The following is a 20171-nucleotide window of genomic DNA, read 5'->3' as shown; positions in this document are numbered from 1 at the left end:
TTCCGTTCCGAGCGGACTCTTTCCGCGGGCACGGCTTCAGCCTCCTCGTCACTGCGTTCCTGCGGGGTCTTCAGCTCGCGCTGTTCCCGCTGGAGTCGCCACTCTTCACTACAATCAACTAGTTCTTACTATCAAAAAAGAACTTTTTCAGTGGCTTCACATAAAGCGCTAAAGTTTTTGGGAACGAGTAAATAACCAGTTACTTATCCATCAAAGGGCAGCCAAAGATGCAATTTTGGCTGCTTACTCCTTCTTTATAGCATTTCCTTTTCGAATGTAAGGCAGTGTCACTTTCTATATAGCGTCACACTGTTACTTGTATGATCTTTGCTAAAATAAGCAAAGAGACTTTATTAAAAGCGATGGAGTGCCCGAAATTTCATCTTCGGGTACTTGCAACCTTTATAGGAAGGTAGTTATTCTTTAATCTTCCAAAGTAGTTGCATTTTTCACTTGAATATTTTAGGTACGCGGCGGACAAATAGTCGCAACAGTATGACCGAAAGGGGTGTGGCCGAAAATGACGAAGTCATTTTCGGCCACATTTAACCCACGGTAAAGGTATTGTGATCATTTCTTCCGAAGAGAGCCGGAAATGTACACGTGCAAATGTGAATTTTTATGCTTTTCTTAAAGATGATTCATGTGAGAAAATGGTTAATCAACAATCTTGGATTGATAATAAATAAAACCGGATTAGCCTCCTTATAAGAAAAGAGGGTCCGGTCATTATCACATACGGGAATTTGATTTCTTTCGGCGCAGTTTACTCATCATCATCTTGCCAAATGTAGTAACAACTAAATAAGCAGAAAGACCAATTCCACTCAGTGCAGTGACAAGTGAGACCCATTCAAAAAACGTGTAGCTGGAAAATTGCCTCCAGCCAGAAGGGGATTTCCAGTCTTCGATAACGAGATTCATACCATAAATTCCAGAAATGACGGTGAAAATTGTGAGAATGAAAAGAAGCATGTTCATCTTGTCGGAAGCCTGATTTTCTTGGCTTTTATACAGTTCGTGCAAAGTTGTATTCACTTCTTTGTAAAGGCAATCGATATTGAATGCTTGTCGGAACATCTGCGAAAGCTCTTTTCCTTCCGAACGTGTACTTACTTCCTGAGAATAATAGCCGGCTGAAAATAGCGTGATGAACTTAATCAGTGATTTTACATACTCCTCATCTTTTTCCCATTCGATTTGACTATATTCGAAAGACATTCGAAGTAACATTATCTTATAAAAGTAATGGAGAAGAAAGTTATAATAATGAGTACCCATGTATTGTGAAAGTTCCCTGCTCATATCCTTAGGAAGGCAGTTTGTAACAGTTACAAATGCATGCTCAGTTGTAACTGTATACGTGTTTGGGGCCCATCTATCATGAAGTGACTGATTCAGAGAACGCTGAATATAGTTTGGATTATTAGCGGATATGAATAGCTGGCCATTAGGTAATCTACCGTCCAAAGCACCCATTCGATACAATTGATCATCTGTGATGAGAGAATCTTGCTGGCAGAAAAGGAAAGCGGTTGTATACATCCTCTCATCTTCAAAGTAAGGCAGAGAGCCGGAATAGCCGTTCGACTTATCATCATGCAATATGAATTTTTCCAAAAAAGGACATAGATATTCAAAAAGTAGATGTCGAATAGATAAGTGATTTCCATTTTCGGGGCAGATAATTACCATCCCTTGTTCCTCTACTAACTGAGGTTCGACTGCTCTGAAATGATGCATGAAATCAAGAACGTCTGCTAGTTCATGGTCCTGGTTATCTAATTGAACTTTGACAGTTAAAAAAGCAATGTCGAAAGGGCCGAGTATTATATCGACGCTTTGGATAACGAAAGACATATTTATAGTTCTAAGTTTGTATTCAAAGCGTTTCATGATAGACTTTGTAAATCTGTGAAATCCATTTTCGTCTAACGAAGTGGGAAAGAGTTTGTCTTCGATATAGGGTAGAAAATACTGTTTAAGTTCTTTGCCAGTAACAGAGATTTCATCTTCGTTAACGCTACCTTCACTTAAAGACTTGTCTATCTGAAAAAAAGCGTAGTCATTTGCCTTAAGTGTTAGCGCAAGGTCATCCTTTCCCATACTGTCATATCTTATAGGAAGAGTAAATGACATATGCGAATGATGAATATCCAGTTTATTAATTGGAATTGTTAACTGCATTTTCACTCATCCTTCATCAATTGAAATTTTGGCTTTTCATGGTACAATATAGCGAATAAAGGAGGGCTTTGATTGGGAAAAAAGAAAGTAATTTATTTGGACCCGGATGACCGTAAATGGACAATGGAAGACCTCGGACTTAGTTGGGAATCGATTGGTAATCTGTTGGAAGATAAAAAAGAAATCGAAGGCATCTTTCTTATGAAAAATGGAAAGATCCGCAATATAGTAGAACTGCCCAATCACTGCAAAATCTGCCTTGATCCATTAGATTATAATGACGAACACGATTCCATATTTTGCCCATCGTGCGACGAATGGCGTGAGAGCTCTTGTAGTGATCCAACTTGTGAATATTGCCTAGCAAGGCCTGCGAAACCGTCTAATTGTAAATAACACTTACAACTCTTTTCCCTCAATTGGGAGAAGAGTAAACATAATGACTGTATATACGTCATGGAATTGCCACATATTGAATAGAGCGCTGTTTGGACAAGGCGCTCCGTTTGAAATAGGGCGATTTTTTTGTTAGTCTTGATAAGGATTGTGCAGGCGGTTGTCCTGGCACAAAAGAATTAGTGGAGGGGTTATTTAATGATTAACCGTATGGTAGGTAAGCAAGCACCAGATTTCGCATTGGACGCGGTACTAGCAGATAAGTCTTTTGGGAAAGTAAGCCTTCAAGAAAATATGAAAAACGATAAATGGACAGTATTATTCTTTTATCCAATGGACTTTACATTCGTGTGTCCAACGGAAATTACAGCAATGTCTGATCGTTATGATGAATTCGAAGATTTGGATACAGAAATTATCGGTCTATCTACGGATACAATCCACACGCACCTTGCGTGGATCAACACAGACCGTAAAGATAATGGCTTAGAGCAGTTGAAATATCCACTAGCAGCAGATACTAACCACCAAGTTTCACGCGACTATGGTGTGTTGATTGAAGAAGAAGGTATCGCACTACGCGGCCTGTTCATCATCAACCCTGAAGGTGAACTTCAATACCAAACAGTATTCCACAACAATATTGGCCGTGATGTTGACGAAACATTGCGTGTGCTTCAAGCTCTTCAAACTGGCGGACTTTGCCCGGCTAACTGGAGACCTGGTCAGAAGACACTATAAGTAACAGTTGAATTTTTACCAAATGAAGTCCCCGTGCATATATTAGCAGTGGGGATTTTTTTGAAAAACGAAGGAGGAAAAAGCATGAAACTACGTGATCAATTACCTGAACTTACAGGTGCAACAGCATGGTTGAATGGAGAAAGAACAAAAGAGGAATTGGTCGGTGAAAAACCAACTCTAATCCATTTCTGGTCTGTTAGCTGTCACTTATGTAAGGAAGCAATGCCTGAAGTCAATGAATTTAGAGACAAATACAAAAAAGATTTAAACGTCATCGCAGTTCATATGCCACGTTCTGAAGACGATTTAGATCTAGTTGAAATCAAATCAGTAGCAGCTGAACACGACATTACTCAACCGATTTTTGTCGATAGTGAAGCGACACTAACGGATAAATTCGATAACCAATATGTTCCGGCTTATTATGTGTTTGATAAAGACGGCCAGTTACGTCACTTCCAAGCAGGCGGCGGGGGCATGAAAATGCTTGAAAAGCGCGTTAACCGCGTGCTAGATGAAATGAAAAAAGAGTAAAGAATCAGCCCGATTGCGCATTCGCGACATCGGGCATTTTTAATTGTTTAGGAAATAGTAAAACCACGTACTGTTGTAGATAAGTTGTATTATAGAGATTTTACATCTAGGCCCAAGACCCACACGATGTTGGTCATGCAGTGGGGAGGGATTGAATAGCATCTCTTCCTTATTGCGACAGGATGTACTAGTGAGGACGTCGCCACAGGACGTGGCGCCTTTAGACGATAGATGGATATTTGAGCGTGCTAATTCAGTGTGATACACTAATCGAATCCAGTAAGTGGATAGGGGAGGGTGCTCTATGAAAAAGGAATTTGCGGTAATTGGCTTGGGTCGTTTTGGTGGGAGTATTGTAAGAGAACTAATTGAGCTCGATGCTGATGTTATGGCTATCGATATTTCATCAGAAAGAGTGGATGAGTATGCTCACATTGCTACACAAGCGGTAGCGGCCGATACGACTGATGAGTCTGTTCTCAGGTCAATAGGCATCCGCAACTTCGAACATGTAGTCGTTGCAATTGGAGAAAATATCCAAGCAAGTATTTTGACAACACTTATGTTGAAGGAAATTGGTGTGAAAAAAATAACAGTGAAAGCTCAAAATGATTCCCATGAAAAAGTGTTGCGTAAAATTGGGGCAGACCAGGTAGTACACCCTGAACGCGATATGGGGATTAGAATTGCGAACAATATGGTATCGAATAATATACTCGATTATCTTGAACTGTCAGATGAGTATTCCATTGCGGAAATAAAGGCGAATGATAAACTCGTTGGATCAACATTAATAGATTTGGACATTAGGGCCAAATATGGTGTCAATATTGTTGCCATCAAACGAGGTAAGCATATACTTGTATCTCCTCAAGCAATTGAAAAAATCCGACTTGAAGATATCCTGATTGTCATTGGATCGGATGAGGAAATCCATAAGTTTGAAAAGAAAGCACTGCATTAATGAATCACGTCTGTTGATTAATCATTTACTTGCATGAAATACTGGTGAGTAGGGCTTGAAGACCTTCATTTTCACCACACTCTTTTAAGTAATACTATTGGGAATAGTTGCCTGTCGCGTACCTACAATGTTCAAGTAAAAAATGCAGTCGTTTGGAAGAAAAGAATAGATTATATTCTATGGAGAGTGTCAGTGCCCGAAGATGCAATTTCGGGCACTCTATTACGTTGTACAATGCGTTCCTTACTTACTTTTAGCAAAGAGTATGCATGTAATCATGTGAACCTTTATAGAAAGTATCAGCCGCCAAAATTGCATCATTGGCGACTTTTATCCAGCTAAGAAGCACAAGCTATTCTTTCGTCCCAAAAAGCTTCAGCAATACGTGTACTTATCCATTTGGAGCGCGACGGATGAAGGACCACCATACGATTACCGAAAAGACTGTGTAGGGATACGACAAAGTCGCATCCCTACACAGTCAGACATCCCGTTAATTGTTTAGAAGTCATTCAATCCAAAGCAATCGGAAAATGCAACTATACACGTAGCGCCCAGTAGGTAATCATGTTATTCACTAGTTACTATTAGGTTTATCAACAGATGTGTTAATGAATAAAAAAACCGTAAACGCTTATAGGCGTTTACGGTTTTTAGCTTTGTTAAACTTCCATGATAACAGGAAGCACCATTGGTTTACGTTTCGTTTTATCGTATAAATACGGTCCGAGAACATCAATGATTTCACTTTTCAGTGCATCGAAATCTGAGGGCGAGGTTGCAAGCTTGCGCTGCATCTGTTTGGATAACATCTGTTGTGCTTCGTGAATCATTGCACCAGATTCACGCATATAAACGAATCCACGAGAAATGATATCTGGTCCTGAAACGACACGATTGCGTTTTAGATCTACAGTTGCTACAACAATTACAAGACCATCTTCAGACAAAATTCTGCGATCACGCAGAACGACGCTGCCGATATCCCCGATTCCGCTTCCGTCAATATAGACATCACCAGAAGGAATCCGACCAGCAAGGTGCGCTTCATCTTGTGTAAGAGCGAGTACATCGCCATTCCCCATGATGAATGTGTTCTCTCGAGGAACATCACAAGAGACAGCAAGATCAGTATGGATTTTCAACATTCTATACTCACCGTGAATCGGCATGAAGAATTTTGGTTTGATCAATCTGATCATCAATTTTTGTTCTTCCTGCGAACCGTGACCGGAAGTATGGATATTATTTAAAGAACCATGGAGCACATCAGCACCTGCACGGAATAGTGCATTAATAGCTTTATTGATGCTAAGTGTATTGCCTGGAATCGGTGAAGACGAGAAAATTACCGTATCGCCAGGATGGATTTGAACTTGTCTATGCGTACCGTTGGCAATACGAGAAAGTGCAGCCATCGGTTCACCTTGACTCCCTGTACAAAGAATTAATACTTTGTTGGCCGGCAGCTTATTCAATGATTGGGTATCGACAAATAATTCTTTCGGTGCATCGATGTAACCAAGTTCTCGCCCGATTGTAATGGCGTTGTCCATACTGCGGCCAAATACCGCAATTTTACGACCCAATACCTGGGCAGACTCAATTACTTGTTGCAGTCTATGAATATTTGATGCGAATGTCGCGAATATAATACGGCCTTCAACTTTTCTGAAAATCTCATTCAAGCTGTCGCCGACTTTTCGTTCAGACATTGTGAAGTTAGGGATTTCAGCATTTGTACTATCTGATAACAGACAAAGTACGCCTTCGCTACCGATTTTCGCCATCTTCGTCAAGTTTGCTGGTTCTCCAACTGGTGTGAAGTCGAATTTGAAGTCACCCGTGTGAACAATATTACCGGAAGGTGTTTTAACTACAACACCGAATGCATCTGGAATACTATGTGTGGTCCGGAAAAATGATACCGCTGTCTTACGGAACTTGAAAACGTCATCTTCACCAAAAGGGATCAACTTCGTAGTCCGTAACAGACCATGCTCTTCTAGTTTGTTACGCAAAAGTCCAAGTGCAAGTTTTCCGCCATATACTGGCACGTTAATTTTACGAAGAAGATAAGGAATACCACCAATATGATCCTCATGGCCATGTGTAATGAATAGGCCTTTAATCTTGTCCACATTACGTTCAAGGTATGTGTAATCTGGAATGACATAGTCGATACCGAGTAATGCGTCATCAGGGAACTTAATACCAGCATCAATTAGAATAATTTCGTCTTGAAATTGTACACCATATGTGTTTTTACCGATTTCACCTAGTCCGCCTAAAGCGAAAACGGCAGTTTCATTGTTTTTGATAGATTTCATACTTAAACCTCTTCAAGCTCGAAATAGGGTGCAGCCTGTTCGTATTCAAGATGAACACCTTCAAGAAGTTGGATAAATTCGATGTTAAAAGCACGATCTTTCAACTTCGCACGGACTGACCTTTCCGAGTCCGCCTCGATGTACATGCTTTTCGTATTTTCACGGACTGGTATTTGAAGCAAGTTATCTTGATAATAGATTTTATAAATCATCGTTTGCTCTCCTTTTTACGTTCGTTTGAACTGATTCTCTTTATATTAGCATGACACCTCTTTAAAATAAAGAAAAGCCCACCAATTTGATGGCGGACTTAACATAATTAAGCGATAGTTTTTTTTCCGAGTATGCCATTTAGCCGTTTCAACCATTTTCGTTTTAGGCGTTTGTACATGGCGACATCACTCCTCGAAATCATTATACTATATTCAGAACATTGTGTCAAGCAGGATTTTCGGCATAGCCGAAAGATCCATCCGTTATTTAAAAGCGTAGTCGAAAGATCCAAGTAATCACCAGTAACATGGGGGGAGGGGGTTGTATCAGCTACTGCCCTTCAAATTGAGACAGTAGCTGGTACCACACACTTGGCACCATACTACAAACTGAACAAACTCTAGGAGCATGTAGGATATAAAGATTCCGTTCAACTTCGCTCTGTTTACACAGAAAACATTTCAATCGCGAACAAGTGGGGTGGCACCGGGAATATCCTTAAAAGGGACTTCTTTATCAATATGGTCATAGAACATGACACCATTCAAGTGATCAAGTTCGTGTTGAAAAGCAATAGCGGCAAGTCCTTTCAATCTTTTTTTGAATTCATGGCCATCGGGATCATAGGCTTTAATTGTAATCCGTGCATAACGAGGTACATATCCTTCTACATCGCGATCTACTGACAGGCAGCCTTCACCTGAAGGAAGATAGGTTTTTTCGATAGAGTGACTGACGATTTTTGGATTAACAGCAATAAAACTAATTGCTTGTTGAACATCATCTGTAATATGGAGTGCAAATATTCTTTTCGATTTATCCAATTGTGGTGCGGCTAGGCCGATTCCAGGGCGGAGGTCGAACTTTTCACTCAGTTCGGAATCTTGACTATTTATAACGTACCCCATCAAATCCTCGCAAAGTTTCCGGTCAACATCGGACAATGGGAAACTTAATTCTTCGGCTCGTTTGCGGAGAGCAGGGTGTCCTTCCCTAACAATATGTTCCATTAAAATCATCGTGCAATCTTCCTTTCGGTTTTACTCTATTCAATAGTATAAACGAATGTGAATAGGGGTGGAAGAAATTGAACGCGAAGTTGAATAGTGAAATATAAAACGTTATAGTGTAGAGGGAAATTGGAGGTCGGCAATTTTGAAGAAATCTATCATTGGATACATATTAGCGGTAACTTTGGTGCTCTCAGGTTGTAGTTCTGACTCGACGATTAAAACGCAACTGTCAGCTACTATAACAAAGATGAATAATGCCGAACAAGCATATAAGGATGCGCAAGCTGAATTGACGGAGCTTGAAAAATCGGAACAGGAATTATTCAATCAGACGATGGAGTTGACGCAACAACAGTTAGGTGAGCTGAAAATAAAGGTAGCTGAGCTTGAAGAATTGCTGGGACAACGACTTACTCATATAGAAGGAGAAGAAAAGTCCATAAGTAAAGCAAGCAAATCCGTGGACGAACTCGATGCAATCATTGAACAAACAGATGGAACTGTTGAAAAAAGTATAGAAGAACTGAAAGAAGCTGTAACTAACCGATATGAGCTCCATTCAGCCTTTGTTGTTGAATATAAAAAACTTACCAGTCTTCAAGAGGAGTTATACGGAATGCTTGTTGCTGAGGAAGTTGAACTAAAGGAACTTAAGGATAAGGTCGGCGAAGTGAATGAACAGAATGAGTTAGTCCATACTGCAGTTATCTCTTTTAATGATGCGACGGTCAAAGTGAATGTGTTAAAGGACGACACTTTCTCTAATTTACAGAAAGAAGAATAAGCAGTAGTGAGGCAGTAGAGTTAATTCTATGCTTTTTTCTATAAATATAAAGTGCGGGAAAATGGTATTCTATTATAATACAGACGTCTTATTGTGCTAATACAGTTTGGTAATGACAATCAATTCTAATAGCTATTATCTGCAAAGGTACATGCGATTACTATGTTTGACCATTCAGTTCTGATTAGATATACTGTGAAGGGAATAGATTGTACCAATCAATACACTAATGGTTCATAATACAGTTATAAAGGAGAGTTGCCGAAATGGCTGCCAAAAAAGACAAGCAGTTCGATCCGGTGGAAACACTTCACGCGATTGAAGAAAAGTTTGAAATGTTCCAGATCTTGAACGAAGAAGGCGAAATCGTTAATAAGGATGCAGATCCGAATTTATCCGATGAAGAACTCATTGAGTTAATGACTCGTATGGTATATACACGTATTTTGGATCAACGTTCAATTTCGTTGAACCGTCAAGGACGTCTAGGATTCTATGCACCGACAGCGGGGCAGGAAGCTTCACAACTTGCTTCACAATTTGCACTTGAGAAAGAGGATTTCATCCTTCCAGGTTATCGTGACGTTCCACAAATGTTATTCCACGGATTACCGTTATCAACGGCATTTTTATGGTCACGCGGTCATTTCCAAGGTGGTAATATTCCAGAAGGCGTCAACGTATTCCCGCCACAAATCATTATCGGTGCACAATATATTCAAGCAGCAGGCATTGCACTTGGCTTCCAAAAACGCGGAACGAAAGCAGTTGCTATGACATACACAGGTGACGGTGGTACATCGCAGGGTGACTTCTATGAAGGGATTAACTTTGCAGGAGCATATCGTTCTCCAGCAATCTTCATCATTCAGAATAACCAATTTGCTATTTCGACTCCACGTGACATGCAAACAGCTGCAAAAACGCTTGCACAAAAAGGTATTGCAGCAGGTATACCAAGTGTTCTTGTTGACGGTATGGACCCTCTTGCGGTGTATGCGGTTACACGTGACGCACGCGAGCGCGCAATCAATGGCGATGGACCAACACTAATCGAGGCGCTTTGCTACCGCTACGGGCCACATACTATGGCAGGAGACGATCCTACGCGTTACCGTACTTCAGAAACAGACAGCGAGTGGGAAAAACGCGATCCGTTAATCCGTTTCCGTACATACCTAGAAGCAAAAGGTATCTGGAATGAAGAACAAGAAAACGTAGTAATTGAACGCGCTAAAGAAGAAATTAAAGAAGCAATCAAAATAGCTGATGCAGCTCCTAAACAAAAAGTAAGCGATTTTATCAACATCATGTACAAAGGCGACCTGCCATACAACTTGCAGGAACAGCTTGCCATTTACACAGAGAAGGAGTCGAAGTAACCGATGGCACAAATGACGATGATTCAAGCAATAACTGATGCTCTACGTACGGAGCTGAAAAATGATGAAAACGTCCTCGTCTTCGGTGAAGACGTTGGAAATAACGGAGGAGTCTTCCGTGCAACTGAAGGCTTGCAAAAAGAATTTGGCGAAGTGCGTGTATTCGATACACCGCTTGCAGAATCTGGTATTGGTGGATTAGCAATCGGGTTGGCATTCACAGGCTACCGTCCAGTTATGGAAATTCAGTTCTTTGGTTTCCTTTATGAAGTAATTGACTCAGTTAGTGGTCAACTTGCGCGCATGAGTTTCCGTAGTGCAGGTCGTTTCAATGCACCTGTTACAATCCGCTCACCATTCGGAGGCGGCGTAGCAACACCTGAGATGCACGCTGATAGTCTTGAAGGTCTCGTAGCTTCACAGCCTGGTTTGAAAGTAGTTATCCCTTCAACTCCATATGACGCGAAAGGGTTACTGATTTCTGCAATCCGCGACGACAATCCGGTCATCTTCCTTGAACATATGAAACTGTACCGTTCATTCAGACAAGAAGTTCCTGAAGAAGAGTACACGATTCCACTTGGGAAAGCGGATGTGAAACGTGAAGGGAAAGACCTTTCAATTATCACGTACGGCGCAATGGTTCACGAAAGCTTGAAAGCGGCTGAAGAGCTTGAAAAAGAAGGCTTCTCTGTAGAAGTTATCGACTTGCGTACAATTCAACCAATGGATATCGAAACAATCATTGCATCTGTTGAAAAAACAAACCGTGCAATCGTTGTACAAGAAGCGCAGAAACAAGCAGGAATCGCTGCGAATATCGTAGCTGAAATTACAGAACGCGCAATTCTAAGCCTTGAAGCACCTGTTCTTCGCGTAACTGCACCGGATACTATTTATCCATTTGCGCAAGGTGAAAATGCTTGGCTTCCGAATGTGAAAGATATTATTGAAACAGCTAAAAAAGTGCTGACGTTCTAAAAAGGTATCAATTAAGAAAGGGTGAATCACGTGGCATTTGAATTCCGTTTACCAGATATCGGAGAAGGAATCCATGAAGGTGAAGTCGTAAAATGGTTCGTCGCTAAAGGCGATAAAATCAATGAAGATGACATACTTCTTGAAATCCAAAACGATAAAGCAGTTGTGGAAATTCCATCACCGGTTACGGGTACTGTTGAAGAAATACTCGTTTCCGAAGGAACAGTTTCAGTCGTAGGGGATGTATTGATTCGCTTCGATGCACCTGGTTATGAAAATGTGAAATCTGAAGAGGATGACAACGCAGAAACTGAAGCACAAGTTCAAGCAACAGCTGAAGCGAGTCAACCGATTGAAAAAGAAGAGGCGCCTAAGGAAGAAGCAACTACAACAGTAGCTGCCCCGACTGCAAGTGTGCAAGCACAAACAGACGTCGATCCGAATCGCCGCATTATTGCAATGCCTTCCGTGCGTAAATTTGCGCGTGAGCAAGGTGTCGAAATTCAGCAAGTTGCAGGATCAGGCAAAAACGGCCGCATCTTGAAAGAAGATATCGAGTCATTCAAGAATGGTGGACAAACACAAGCGGCAACTCCAGCAGTGGCGGATCAAGATGGTCAAGCTGAAAGCGTTGCACAAGAAACTTCGGCTCCGGCTCCAGTTCATCTTGAAGGCGAATTCCCTGAAACACGCGAAAAAATGTCTGGAATCCGAAAAGCAATTGCAAAAGCGATGGTCAATTCAAAACACACTGCTCCGCATGTTACGTTGCTTGACGAAGTGGATGTTACCGAACTCGTTGCACATCGCAAAAAGTTCAAAGACATTGCTGCAGAAAAAGATATCAAACTGACGTATTTGCCTTATGTCGTAAAAGCACTTGTTTCGACATTGCGTGAATTCCCAGCGTTCAATAGCTCACTCGATGATGCTACACAAGAAATTGTTCAGAAGCATTATTACAATATTGGTATCGCTGCGGACACTGACCGCGGACTTCTTGTTCCGGTTATCAAGCATGCAGACCGTAAATCAATCTTCGCAATTTCTGATGAAATCAATAGCCTTGCCGTAAAAGCACGCGATGGTAAATTATCACCTGCTGAAATGAAGGGTGCTTCTTGTTCCATCACGAATATTGGGTCTGCAGGAGGACAATGGTTTACACCTATCATTAATCATCCTGAGGTTGCAATTCTTGGAATTGGTCGTATCGCAGAAAAGCCAGTTGTGAAAAATGGTGAAATTGTAGCGGCACCTATGTTAGCATTGTCATTGGTATTCGATCACCGGATGATCGACGGCGCTACTGCACAACACGCGCTGAATCACCTTAAGAGATTGCTCGCAAATCCGGAACTTTTATTAATGGAGGCGTAAACAATGGTAGTAGGAGACTTTCCAATCGAAGTAGATACACTTGTCGTAGGTTCTGGACCGGGAGGATATGTCGCAGCAATTCGTGCGGCACAATTGGGCCAAAAAGTAATCGTTGTTGAAAAAGGCGATATTGGTGGCGTGTGTTTGAATGTAGGATGTATTCCTTCTAAAGCGCTAATTGCTGTTGGACATCGTTATGCCAATGCAAAAAATTCCGATTCAATGGGAATTACAGCAACAGAAGTGAAACTAGATTTCACTAAAGCGCAAGCGTTCAAAGATAGCGTAGTCAGCAAGTTGACTGGCGGAGTTGCAGGACTTCTTAAAGGCAACAAGGTTGATTATGTTCAAGGTGAAGCTTATTTCGTCGATAGCAACACAGTACGTGTGATGGACGAAAGTTCTGCGCAAACATATAAATTCAAAAATGCAATCATTGCAACGGGTTCACGTCCGATTGAAATCCCGACATTCAAATTTACGAAACGCGTTATCAATTCAACAGGTGCTTTGAGTCTTACAGAATTACCGGGAAAACTTGTCGTTATCGGTGGCGGTTATATCGGTACTGAGCTAGGATCTTCATATGCAAATCTTGGATCTGAAGTAACGATTATTGAAGGCGGCAATGACATCCTTGCAGGTTTTGAAAAACAAATGACACAAATCGTTAAAAAAGGCTTGAAGAAAAAAGGCGTCGAAGTTGTTGTTAAAGCGTCTGCAAAAGGCGTTGAAGAGACAGCAACTGGCGTTACAGTTACATACGAAGTAGGCGGAGAAGAGAAGAAAGTCGAAGCTGATTACGTACTTGTTACTGTAGGTCGTCGTCCAAATACGGATGAAATCGGATTAGAAGAGATGGGCATCAAGTTCCTTGAGCGTGGTCTTATCGAAGTCGACAAACAATGCCGTACAAGCATTCCAAATATCTATGCAATCGGTGATATCGTTCCAGGACTTCAGCTTGCACACAAAGCTTCTTATGAAGCTAAAATTGCAGCAGAAGCAATTTCAGGCGAGAAGTCTGAAGTTGACTACTTGGCGATTCCTGCCGTTTGTTTCACTGATCCTGAACTTGCAGCTGTTGGCTTGAACGAGCAACAGGCAAAAGAAGAAGGTTATGAAACAGTAGTAGGGAAATTCCCGTTTGCAGCTAATGGACGTGCACTTGCACTTGATGCTTCTGAAGGTTTCGTCAAACTTGTATCACGTAAAGAAGACGGGCTTCTACTTGGAGCGCAAATTGTGGGTGAAAGTGCATCAGATATGATCGCTGAACTTGCTCTTGCAATCGAAGCAGGAATGACACTTGAAGATGTTGCAATGACAATTCATGCTCACCCAACATTGAGTGAAATTTCAATGGAAGCGGCTGAAGTCGCTTTGGGTAAACCAATTCATATGATTACGAAATAATTTTCTAGAGTCAGTGATTAAGACCGTCTATGAGGTAGCAAGATATCCTCGTAGATGGTTTTTTTAGTTTGAATCGGACTATGAAACAGGTATGTGGATCCGTGTGACCTAGCTTTTTCTGCCTTTTGTTTGCAGGTTTAGTAGATGGGGATGAAGAAGAGTGTCAGTGGAGTAACGGGGGAGGCATTCAAATGGAATGGAAAACAAAAATAACGGAACTGCTCGATATCAATTATCCAATCATTCAAGGGGGACTCGCTTACTTGGCTTATGCCCAACTTGCTGCTGCCGTCTCGGAAGCAGGTGGACTTGGACAAATTACGGCAATGAGTTTGGATTCAGCAGATGCACTGCGCGTTGAAATTAAAAAAGTAAAAACGCTGACTGATAAACCGTTCGGCGTGAACTTTGCGATTGGACAACATGGACGTCCATATGCCCATATGGTGGAAGCTGCACTGGAGGAAGGCGTTACAGTAATGTCGGTAACGGGTGGGAATCCCGCGCCATTTTTTGCCCAACTTCAAAATACCAACGTTAAAAAGCTTGTGCTAGTTGCTGCAAAAAGGCAGGCTCAGAAAGCGGAATCACTCGGAGCTGATGCAGTTATGGTTGTTGGACAAGAAGGTGGGGGACATCTTGGGCGTGACGATATCGGAACGATGGTACTTGTTCCACAAGTTGTCGATGCTGTTTCAATCCCAGTTATTGCATCCGGTGGTATCGGGGATGGTCGCGGTTGGATGGCCGCTCAGGCATTAGGCGCCGAGGGGATTGAGATGGGAACAAGATTCATTGCGACGAGAGAGTGTGTCCATGCATCTCAAGCTTATATCAATCTACTTCTTGCAAGTAGTGAAACCGATACGACTGTTATTAAAAGAACACTAGGAGCACCCGCTCGAGCATTAGCGGGAAGTTGGACGAAGAGAATAATTGACATGGAAGCTAAAAATGCTGATTATGAAGCGATGAAAGATTTAATCAGTGGCGAAGCGAATCGCCGTTTTATTCATGATGGAGATGCCAATAATGGTTATGGATGGGCGGGTCAGGTTGCTGGGCTTATTAACGATGTACCATCCGTTGCAGAATTAGTTGAGCGTATGGTGAATGAGGCGGAAACAATTCGTAAAAGATGGAACTAAAGAGAGTAAAGGGAGCGAATTAGCATGGATTATAATTATCCAATTAGGCATGATTGGTCGACCACAGAAATTATCGCAGTAGCGGCATTTTATGAGGCGGTTGAAAAAGCATATGAATCAGGAATTGCAGGAGAAAAACTGATGGAGGCATATCGGGGATTCAAAAAAGTGGTTCCTTCCATGGCGGAAGAAAAAACATTGTGCAAGGAATTTGAGGAAGCGAGCGGTTACGTCTGTTACCGTGTTGTTCAAATGGCGAAAGATACAAGTGGTGAAGAAATAATAAAAGGAATGCCCTCGCGTTAAGCGGGAGCATTCCTTTTATCTAAAGCTAAGAAGTATAAGGTTTTCACCTGGAGCAGTATCTAGACTCCAGCGCCTAGCCCCTGGGCACACACGACGTGGGTCATGCAGTGGGGAGGGATTGAAACTGCATCCCTCCTTGTTGCGACAGGATGTCGCGATCCTAAGCTGCCTTCCCCTGTCGCATCAGGCCTTAAGTTAAAGGCAAAGAGCGCCTTTCTCTTAAGGCCTTCCAGCGCTTGTGGGTCTACCAAGGCGCTTACGCTTTTATTGTTTATTAATGACTACATCATAAACAGGTAGCAGTTGGTCAAAAGTCTCTTCTGCAAATGCCATGAATTCTTCGGTGGAAAGTTTAACGGCGTCTTCACTTGGTAAATGCCGACCGACAAGGAACTCCGCTTTTTTGACAGTTTGTAACCGCTCTAAAAGTTGTTCGAGTCCAACGTCCCCCGCTTGTTCGATAGTTGTAGCTTCGGGTTTCATATGATCACCAGAAACGATATAAGTACCAGGGAGGCTAGTTAAAACATCCAATTTGCTATCTAGACGCTCGGCAATCCCTTTTTTATCTGAATTCTCATAAATTACCGCTAAAATAATGAATAAATGTGACCCCCATAAGCCAATCTGAAAGTGAGGCAATGCTTTGTAGCCCCGTTTAGCAGGTGCGAAGGCGACCCAACTGTCATTTGGTGGATTTACTGTCCGTCTTGCGTGTTTTGCGACATGTGGAAAAAACTCATCAGTCCCATGTGCTGAAAGGCGGTCCGCAAAATGCATACCTAGAGTTCCAAACTTGGGTTGGATTCGATTTTGCAATGCTTCCATCCGCTTTTCTAGCCCTTCAATTGAAAATACATCAAAATCATCTTTTTCCCAAAAAAGACCAACCATTTTCATTACCCCCAATTACATTTACACGTTTATCATAACAGAAAAAGGGGAACAATCTTTAGTAACAAGGCTTATAACTAGAGCGAACTCTGGTCGTAGCATATTTTAAGTATAACTAACGGAAAATTTGGACTATATACTGAAAAAGGGGTGTCAACTATGAAACAAGTCGTCCATGTTATTCGCAAAGCCGATGTAGAGAAAGAATATGTGAAGCTACTTAACCTAGAACTCGATTATGAACTTGCAACACTTTTCGATGCTGTGCAAGAAGATGATGCAAAGCAAAAAATGAAAAGCAAGCATAGGCTTATGGAAATTCACCGTGAGCTGGAGATACTTAATGGCTTCGCATGATTCTGATTGTCGGACCAGAAAAGGCATCCATACACATCCTTTAGAAACAGGGATAGTGTAATGGGATGCCTTTTTCGATATAGTGTACTATAGATAGTCGTTTGGAAGGGGTGGCTTTATGAAGTGGGGAATTATTGATCGTTATGCAAAGTCGTTGATAAAAGAAGCGGGTCATAAAATTCGCGTGTCTTTTTTCAATCAAATCGATATCGATACAAAATCGAGTGCGAATGACCTTGTGACAAATATTGATAAAGAAATCGAACAATTCTTCATCAGCAGGATTAAAAGAGATTTTCCTGACCATAAGATTCTCGGTGAAGAAGGATTTGGCGATGTCGTTCAGACGCTTGATGGGGTCGTTTGGATGCTTGACCCAATTGACGGAACGATGAATTTCATCCACCAAAAACGGAACTTTGCCATCTCTCTCGGAATATATGCAGAAGGCGTCGGTATGCTTGGTTATATTTATGATGTAATGCGCGATGATTTTTATCATGCTGCTAAAGATGAAGGAGCTTATTTCAATGATGAACGGCTACCGCAATTGGAGATTACACCACTAGAAGAAGCCGTTATTGGTATTAATGCCAGTTGGGTGGCTCCGAATCACTTCGTTGACAACGAAAAAATTATTGAACTGATTAGAACGTGTAGAGGGACAAGATCATATGGCTCGGCAGCGCTCGAGTTGGCGTATGTCTCTTCAGGTAGGCTGGATGCATACATGTCTATGAGGCTGTCGCCATGGGATGTTGCTGGGGGCATTGTTATTGCGCAGGAGGTCGGTGCAGTTGCAACAAACATGAAAGGGGATTTCCCGCACCTTCTTGGGCAGGATACATTTATAGTCGCGAGGCCTGGATTGCATCAAGATATTGTGACAAACTATATTGACCTAAAACAATAAAAAAAGGACGTTACAGGCATCGAATACTACGATTACCATGAAACGTCACATTTGAAAAGAATGTTATTAAAGTAGGCCTTGTTCTCTATATTTCTTTTTTGTTTTAAATCCGTTACCCATAATTAGAATCAATGCAACGATGGCTACAATCGCAATCGTGGGGCTGCTCATACCGACTGCAACGCCGATTGCACACATTGAAGCGATAGCGGCAATGGAGTAAAAAACGAAAATCCATTTGATGTTTTTCAAAAAAATACCTCCATCTACAATTAAATGTTTTCGAATTATCTTTACATGTGCTATAATAACACAGTTAATCAACCGAAAAAAGAATAATGGAGTGAAATCATGACTAAACTTAGAAGTGACTTACGTAACATAGCAATTATCGCCCACGTCGACCACGGAAAAACGACGCTTGTCGATCAACTTTTAAAACAATCGGGAATCTTCCGTTCTAACGAACAAGTAGATGATCGTGCAATGGACTCAAATGAAATTGAACGTGAACGCGGAATTACGATTCTTGCAAAGAATACAGCAATTGAATATAAAGATACAAAAATCAACATTTTGGATACACCAGGTCACGCAGATTTCGGCGGAGAAGTGGAACGTATCTTGAAAATGGTAGATGGTGTAATTCTTGTTGTCGACTCATACGAAGGGTGTATGCCACAAACGCGTTTCGTACTGAAAAAAGCGCTTGAGCAGAACTTGAAACCAATCGTTGTCGTTAATAAAATTGACCGTGAATTTGCACGCCCGGAAGAAGTAGTTGATGAAGTTCTTGAATTATTCATCGAACTTGATGCGAATGATGAACAACTTGAATTCCCAGTTATTTATGCATCAGGATTCAACGGTACTGCAAGCTTATCACCAGACGTTTCAACACAAGAAGAAACGTTGCGTGTACTATATGACGCAATTCTAGAACATATCCCTGCTCCAATCGATAATAGAGACGAGCCTTTACAGTTCCAAGTATCACTTCTTGATTACAGCGATTATGTTGGCCGTATCGGTATCGGACGGATTTTCCGTGGAACGATGCAAGTCGGACAGTCGGTTGCCGTTATAAAACGTGATGGTACTGTCAAAAACTATCGTGTTACGAAAATGTCTGGTTTCCTTGGTTTGAAACGCGTTGATATCCAAGAAGCTTTCGCAGGAGATCTTGTTGCGGTATCTGGAATGGAGAACATTGACGTTAGTGAAACAATTTGTCCGGCAGATCATCTGGAAGCACTTCCAGAGTTGTTCATTGACGAACCAACGTTACAAATGACATTCCTTGTAAACAATAGCCCGTTTGCAGGTAAAGAAGGTAAATGGGTAACGTCAAGAAAAATTGACGAACGCCTTCAATCACAATTGCAAACAGATGTATCTCTTCGTGTAGATCCAACTGATTCGCCTGATGCATGGACTGTTTCAGGACGCGGAGAGCTTCACCTTTCTATTCTTATTGAAAACATGCGCCGTGAAGGATTTGAATTGCAAGTTTCGAAACCAACAGTAATCGTGAAAGAAGTAGATGGTGTTCGTTGTGAGCCTATCGAACGTTTACAAATTGATATTCCTGAAGAGCATACAGGCTCTATTATCGAGTCGATTGGTGAGCGTAAAGGCGAAATGCTTGATATGATCAACAATGGTAATGGACAAGTTCGTCTAATATTCAATGTACCTGCACGTGGATTGATTGGTTATTCAACTGAATTCCTTACATTGACAAGAGGTTACGGAATTATGAACCATACGTTTGATTCTTACCAGCCAATGGCAAAAGGTAAAGTCGGCGGCCGCAGAAACGGTGTTCTTGTTTCAATGGAGAACGGTACAGCTACGCCTTACAGCATCATGCAGCTAGAAGACCGCGGTATTATGTTCGTTGGTGCTGGAACTGAAATCTATGCTGGGATGGTTGTTGGTGAAAATACTCGCGAAAGCGATTTGACAATCAACTTAACAAAAGCTAAACAAGCAACAAACGTACGTTCAGCTTCTAAAGACCAAACAGTTACAACTAAAAAACCACGTATTATGTCGCTTGAAGAAGCGTTACAATATCTGGGTGATGACGAGTATTGTGAAGTGACGCCAGTATCAATCAGACTTCGTAAGAAGATACTTGATAAAAACGAACGCGAACGTGTTCAGAAAAAGAAATAATCGCTGTTTAAACATAAGTGATCTTAGTAAAAGAAAGCATCTTGAGTG

Annotated in this window: 20 protein-coding genes; 14 read left to right on the top strand and 6 right to left on the bottom strand. The window is 41.5% G+C overall.

The window, feature by feature from the left end:
• Window positions 1-732 precede the first annotated feature (732 nt).
• The gene (locus tag AZE41_RS16350) at window positions 733-2187 is read right to left on the bottom strand and encodes a hypothetical protein (protein WP_067211621.1); all 1455 of its coding nucleotides are present in this window, start codon (window positions 2185-2187) and stop codon (window positions 733-735) included.
• Window positions 2188-2259: 72 nt separating this feature from the next.
• On the opposite strand from AZE41_RS16350, the gene AZE41_RS16345 reads away from it, so the two are divergent.
• From AZE41_RS16345 to AZE41_RS16330, 4 genes are all read left to right on the top strand, one after another.
• On the top strand, window positions 2260-2583 hold the full coding sequence (locus tag AZE41_RS16345) for a hypothetical protein (protein ID WP_067211620.1): 324 nt from the start codon (window positions 2260-2262) through the stop codon (window positions 2581-2583).
• Window positions 2584-2781: 198 nt separating this feature from the next.
• Window positions 2782-3324 (top strand): peroxiredoxin, encoded by a 543-nt coding sequence (locus AZE41_RS16340; protein WP_067211617.1) that lies wholly within the window; start codon window positions 2782-2784, stop codon window positions 3322-3324.
• Window positions 3325-3408: 84 nt separating this feature from the next.
• Window positions 3409-3861, top strand: a complete 453-nt coding sequence (locus tag AZE41_RS16335) for a TlpA family protein disulfide reductase (protein WP_067211615.1) — start codon at window positions 3409-3411, stop codon at window positions 3859-3861.
• Window positions 3862-4165: 304 nt separating this feature from the next.
• A complete protein-coding gene (locus tag AZE41_RS16330) occupies window positions 4166-4825 on the top strand; it encodes a potassium channel family protein (RefSeq protein WP_067211613.1) in 660 nt (219 codons plus the stop codon).
• 662 nt (window positions 4826-5487) lie between these two features.
• Here AZE41_RS16330 and rnjA read toward each other — a convergent pair.
• From rnjA to def, 3 genes are all read right to left on the bottom strand, one after another.
• Entirely contained in the window at window positions 5488-7155 is a 1668-nt protein-coding gene (gene rnjA, locus AZE41_RS16325; protein ID WP_067211610.1) for a ribonuclease J1, read from the bottom strand.
• A 2-nt stretch (window positions 7156-7157) separates the two neighbouring features.
• The gene (locus AZE41_RS16320; protein ID WP_067211608.1) at window positions 7158-7367 is read right to left on the bottom strand and encodes a DNA-dependent RNA polymerase subunit epsilon; all 210 of its coding nucleotides are present in this window, start codon (window positions 7365-7367) and stop codon (window positions 7158-7160) included.
• 462 nt (window positions 7368-7829) lie between these two features.
• Window positions 7830-8387, bottom strand: coding sequence for a peptide deformylase (def, locus tag AZE41_RS16315; protein WP_067211605.1), 558 nt, complete (start codon window positions 8385-8387; stop codon window positions 7830-7832).
• A 136-nt stretch (window positions 8388-8523) separates the two neighbouring features.
• On the opposite strand from def, the gene AZE41_RS16310 reads away from it, so the two are divergent.
• The 7 genes from AZE41_RS16310 to AZE41_RS16280 all read left to right on the top strand — a co-directional run bounded on the left by AZE41_RS16310 (window position 8524) and on the right by AZE41_RS16280 (window position 15778).
• Entirely contained in the window at window positions 8524-9165 is a 642-nt protein-coding gene (locus tag AZE41_RS16310; RefSeq protein ID WP_067211603.1) for a YkyA family protein, read from the top strand.
• 266 nt (window positions 9166-9431) lie between these two features.
• The gene (pdhA, locus tag AZE41_RS16305) at window positions 9432-10547 is read left to right on the top strand and encodes a pyruvate dehydrogenase (acetyl-transferring) E1 component subunit alpha (protein WP_067211600.1); all 1116 of its coding nucleotides are present in this window, start codon (window positions 9432-9434) and stop codon (window positions 10545-10547) included.
• A gap of 3 nt (window positions 10548-10550) precedes the next feature.
• Window positions 10551-11528 (top strand): alpha-ketoacid dehydrogenase subunit beta, encoded by a 978-nt coding sequence (locus tag AZE41_RS16300; protein WP_067211597.1) that lies wholly within the window; start codon window positions 10551-10553, stop codon window positions 11526-11528.
• A 30-nt stretch (window positions 11529-11558) separates the two neighbouring features.
• Window positions 11559-12908 (top strand): dihydrolipoamide acetyltransferase family protein, encoded by a 1350-nt coding sequence (locus tag AZE41_RS16295; RefSeq protein ID WP_067211595.1) that lies wholly within the window; start codon window positions 11559-11561, stop codon window positions 12906-12908.
• Window positions 12909-12911: 3 nt separating this feature from the next.
• Window positions 12912-14324, top strand: a complete 1413-nt coding sequence (lpdA, locus tag AZE41_RS16290; RefSeq protein ID WP_067211592.1) for a dihydrolipoyl dehydrogenase — start codon at window positions 12912-12914, stop codon at window positions 14322-14324.
• A gap of 191 nt (window positions 14325-14515) precedes the next feature.
• A complete protein-coding gene (locus AZE41_RS16285) occupies window positions 14516-15472 on the top strand; it encodes an NAD(P)H-dependent flavin oxidoreductase (RefSeq protein ID WP_067211590.1) in 957 nt (318 codons plus the stop codon).
• 24 nt (window positions 15473-15496) lie between these two features.
• Entirely contained in the window at window positions 15497-15778 is a 282-nt protein-coding gene (locus AZE41_RS16280; protein ID WP_067211588.1) for a UPF0223 family protein, read from the top strand.
• A gap of 264 nt (window positions 15779-16042) precedes the next feature.
• Here the strand turns inward: AZE41_RS16280 and AZE41_RS16275 are convergent, their stop codons facing one another.
• Complete coding sequence (locus AZE41_RS16275) at window positions 16043-16672, bottom strand: YktB family protein (RefSeq protein ID WP_067211585.1); 630 nt, start codon at window positions 16670-16672, stop codon at window positions 16043-16045.
• A 159-nt stretch (window positions 16673-16831) separates the two neighbouring features.
• On the opposite strand from AZE41_RS16275, the gene AZE41_RS16270 reads away from it, so the two are divergent.
• Both AZE41_RS16270 and AZE41_RS16265 read left to right on the top strand, forming a co-directional pair.
• Complete coding sequence (locus AZE41_RS16270; protein WP_067211583.1) at window positions 16832-17029, top strand: hypothetical protein; 198 nt, start codon at window positions 16832-16834, stop codon at window positions 17027-17029.
• 118 nt (window positions 17030-17147) lie between these two features.
• Window positions 17148-17942 carry an inositol monophosphatase family protein gene (locus tag AZE41_RS16265; RefSeq protein ID WP_067211581.1) on the top strand — a complete coding sequence of 265 codons (795 nt, stop codon included), beginning with the start codon at window positions 17148-17150 and terminating at the stop codon, window positions 17940-17942.
• 66 nt (window positions 17943-18008) lie between these two features.
• On the opposite strand, the gene AZE41_RS16260 is transcribed toward AZE41_RS16265, so the two are convergent.
• The gene (locus AZE41_RS16260; protein ID WP_067211578.1) at window positions 18009-18194 is read right to left on the bottom strand and encodes a YlaF family protein; all 186 of its coding nucleotides are present in this window, start codon (window positions 18192-18194) and stop codon (window positions 18009-18011) included.
• Window positions 18195-18293: 99 nt separating this feature from the next.
• Between AZE41_RS16260 and typA the strand changes: the two genes are divergently transcribed.
• Window positions 18294-20123 carry a translational GTPase TypA gene (gene typA / locus AZE41_RS16255; protein ID WP_067211576.1) on the top strand — a complete coding sequence of 610 codons (1830 nt, stop codon included), beginning with the start codon at window positions 18294-18296 and terminating at the stop codon, window positions 20121-20123.
• Window positions 20124-20171 lie beyond the last annotated feature (48 nt).

Origin of the sequence: Sporosarcina psychrophila, from assembly GCF_001590685.1 — a bacterium.
In the GTDB taxonomy this organism is placed as follows: Bacteria; Bacillota; Bacilli; order Bacillales_A; family Planococcaceae; genus Sporosarcina; species Sporosarcina psychrophila.
The sequence above is the reverse complement of the archived record's forward strand: the minus strand, read 5'-3'. Positions and strand labels throughout refer to the sequence as shown.

Excerpts from the sequence above, each read along its gene's own strand:
- AZE41_RS16300 (WP_067211597.1), top strand. The coding sequence starts at position 10,551 with ATGGCACAAATGACGATGATTCAAGCAATAACTGATGCTCTACGTACG.
- AZE41_RS16320 (WP_067211608.1), bottom strand. The coding sequence starts at position 7,367 with ATGATTTATAAAATCTATTATCAAGATAACTTGCTTCAAATACCAGTC.
- typA (WP_067211576.1), top strand. The coding sequence starts at position 18,294 with ATGACTAAACTTAGAAGTGACTTACGTAACATAGCAATTATCGCCCAC.
- AZE41_RS16265 (WP_067211581.1), top strand. The coding sequence starts at position 17,148 with ATGAAGTGGGGAATTATTGATCGTTATGCAAAGTCGTTGATAAAAGAA.
- AZE41_RS16285 (WP_067211590.1), top strand. The coding sequence starts at position 14,516 with ATGGAATGGAAAACAAAAATAACGGAACTGCTCGATATCAATTATCCA.
- AZE41_RS16340 (WP_067211617.1), top strand. The coding sequence starts at position 2,782 with ATGATTAACCGTATGGTAGGTAAGCAAGCACCAGATTTCGCATTGGAC.
- pdhA (WP_067211600.1), top strand. The coding sequence starts at position 9,432 with ATGGCTGCCAAAAAAGACAAGCAGTTCGATCCGGTGGAAACACTTCAC.
- def (WP_067211605.1), bottom strand. The coding sequence starts at position 8,387 with ATGATTTTAATGGAACATATTGTTAGGGAAGGACACCCTGCTCTCCGC.
- AZE41_RS16275 (WP_067211585.1), bottom strand. The coding sequence starts at position 16,672 with ATGGTTGGTCTTTTTTGGGAAAAAGATGATTTTGATGTATTTTCAATT.
- AZE41_RS16280 (WP_067211588.1), top strand. The coding sequence starts at position 15,497 with ATGGATTATAATTATCCAATTAGGCATGATTGGTCGACCACAGAAATT.
- lpdA (WP_067211592.1), top strand. The coding sequence starts at position 12,912 with ATGGTAGTAGGAGACTTTCCAATCGAAGTAGATACACTTGTCGTAGGT.
- AZE41_RS16270 (WP_067211583.1), top strand. The coding sequence starts at position 16,832 with ATGAAACAAGTCGTCCATGTTATTCGCAAAGCCGATGTAGAGAAAGAA.
- AZE41_RS16350 (WP_067211621.1), bottom strand. The coding sequence starts at position 2,187 with ATGCAGTTAACAATTCCAATTAATAAACTGGATATTCATCATTCGCAT.
- AZE41_RS16330 (WP_067211613.1), top strand. The coding sequence starts at position 4,166 with ATGAAAAAGGAATTTGCGGTAATTGGCTTGGGTCGTTTTGGTGGGAGT.
- AZE41_RS16335 (WP_067211615.1), top strand. The coding sequence starts at position 3,409 with ATGAAACTACGTGATCAATTACCTGAACTTACAGGTGCAACAGCATGG.
- rnjA (WP_067211610.1), bottom strand. The coding sequence starts at position 7,155 with ATGAAATCTATCAAAAACAATGAAACTGCCGTTTTCGCTTTAGGCGGA.